This is a genomic window from Methanosaeta sp. UBA458 (assembly GCF_002496085.1).
Lineage (GTDB): Archaea > Halobacteriota > Methanosarcinia > Methanotrichales > Methanotrichaceae > Methanothrix > Methanothrix soehngenii.
In genome coordinates this window covers 43,955-45,840 of the sequence record NZ_DAIK01000043.1, presented here as the reverse complement: position 1 = coordinate 45,840, position 1,886 = coordinate 43,955, and the positions used below count along the sequence as shown (strand labels likewise).

Genomic DNA, 1,886 nt, shown 5'->3' with positions numbered 1-1,886 from the left:
GATTCTGATGGAATTGTCAAAGCTGCGAGCTGTTAAAGTCGGCGGAAAGTGGAGGCTTACCGAGGTCTCAAAAAAACAGAGGATGATTCTGGAGAAGATGGAAATTAGCGTGCCTGTGGAGGCGAATATGGTTATTAAAAAGGGCGGAGCTTAGGTTTGATCTGCCCTGCAGCCAGAGGCGAAAAAAGTTTTGGCATTTGATGTACTGACCAATAATGTCATCCAGGACATGGCCTACTGCCAGGGGGCTGTGGAGTTTGGCCCATTTAATGGCTCAGACGGCAAATTATTGAACTCTTGAAAATAATCCATTCTAAATCAGACGTCTCACAAGGCCGCGCTTTTTGGCATATTCATCAAGGTCCTCAAGCTCATCCTTGTGCATCTCATAGTACTCCCAAATATCGTCAGAGCACTTGGTCTCTTCGCCCTTGGTTATCACGCCTTCAAAATCCCGGTCGGAGAGTTGTTCCTTTTTCGTTAGTCTGGTCTTGCTGCTGGCCATCATAATGCTATAGGTCTCCTCTTGTATATCCGTTCTCTATTCATTTTATCCAGTTCTTTCCTGGCTGGCCGGAGCATCTTCAGCGAGAACGACACAACCGATCACTTATCTTTTTGCATTAATTCTTAACGCCAGAACAGACTCTATTTTTTACTTAAGACGTATCTTTTCGCTTTCCGCCCTTAAAACCAGAGTATGCATGCCCATACGCGGCCCTCCTGCGCGCTCGTGACCGCGCATGGTAATGAACTCCTGTCCCTTAGATGATGCCCATGAGCCTGGTTGGGGATCAGTGCATCGATTGGGCTAACAGAATAACATTTTTCATTCCTTTGCGGCTCTACATCCTGAAAGGAGATCTACGACTCGTCAATAGACGCCACAAGTTAAGAAATTCATCTTCTCAGTCCCCTCCATTTGGCGCCAACATCCAAAAGCAGTAGCCTATATAAACCGGCCTGTTTCAGATCCCCAGAGAGGAATTCGTCATATGAATCTCGATCAGAATCAAGGCACAAGGATCTGGGACCGCAATGCAGAAGAGTGGCATCGATCCTATGGCGAGAGGGATCCGAACCGCGGCGATCTACTCGACCCACTGATCCTCGATTTGCTGGGTGAGGTGAAGGGAAAGCGGATCCTGGATGCAGGTTGCGGTGACGGCTATCTCAGTCGCAAGCTGGCCAGGCTTGGCGCTAAGGTCACCGGGGTGGAGATCTCAGAGAGGATGCTAGCCTATGCCAGGGAAGAAGAGGAAAATGAGCCTCTAGGAATAAGCTATCGTCTTGCCAGCTGCGCCTCTTTGCCATTTCTCCCAGCGTCGGCGTTCGATGTGGTGCTGACCAACAATGTAATCCAGGACCTGGCCGACTATCAGGGTGCTTTTCGGGAGTTTGGCCGTCTCTTGAGGCCGGGCGGAACCTATCTGCACATCGCCAATCATCCCTGCTTCATGACCCCTGTCTGGGGATGGGTCAGGGATGAGGAAGGGCGAAGGCTGCACCGAAAGGTCGACTATTACTTCCAGCGGGGCCCATTTCTCTGCCCCTGGGGAGCGAAATCCGGCATGGAGCCCACCGTCTACTGGCACCGGACTCTGGGGGACATCATGAACGAGCTGATCTCCTGCGGCTTCGATATCTGCAGGGTGATCGAGCCCGAGCCCCCGGAGTGCTGGAGGAGCATGTGCCCGGATCGGATGGATGGCGCTCGGATACCTGATTTTCTGCTCCTGGTCTGCAGGAGAACGCAGCCAAGCAGGACTTAAGGGGAAATCTTCTTATCCTGCACATCCCAAAAGCTGGCCGGATATGAGCAGCAATGCAGGACCTGGCAATGCAGGACTCTTGATAGCATTGGGATTTCTCCTCCTGCTCTCCCT

At 51.5% G+C, this 1,886-nt stretch carries 2 protein-coding genes; one reads left to right on the top strand and one right to left on the bottom strand.

Going from position 1 to position 1,886, the window contains the following annotated elements:
- Positions 1 to 313: 313 nt before the first annotated feature.
- Entirely contained in the window at positions 314 to 505 is a 192-nt protein-coding gene (locus tag BP822_RS02795) for a hypothetical protein (protein ID WP_286877693.1), read from the bottom strand.
- A gap of 490 nt (positions 506 to 995) precedes the next feature.
- Between BP822_RS02795 and BP822_RS02790 the strand changes: the two genes are divergently transcribed.
- Positions 996 to 1,772, top strand: coding sequence for a class I SAM-dependent methyltransferase (locus BP822_RS02790; protein ID WP_286877691.1), 777 nt, complete (start codon positions 996 to 998; stop codon positions 1,770 to 1,772).
- Positions 1,773 to 1,886: the final 114 nt, after the last annotated feature.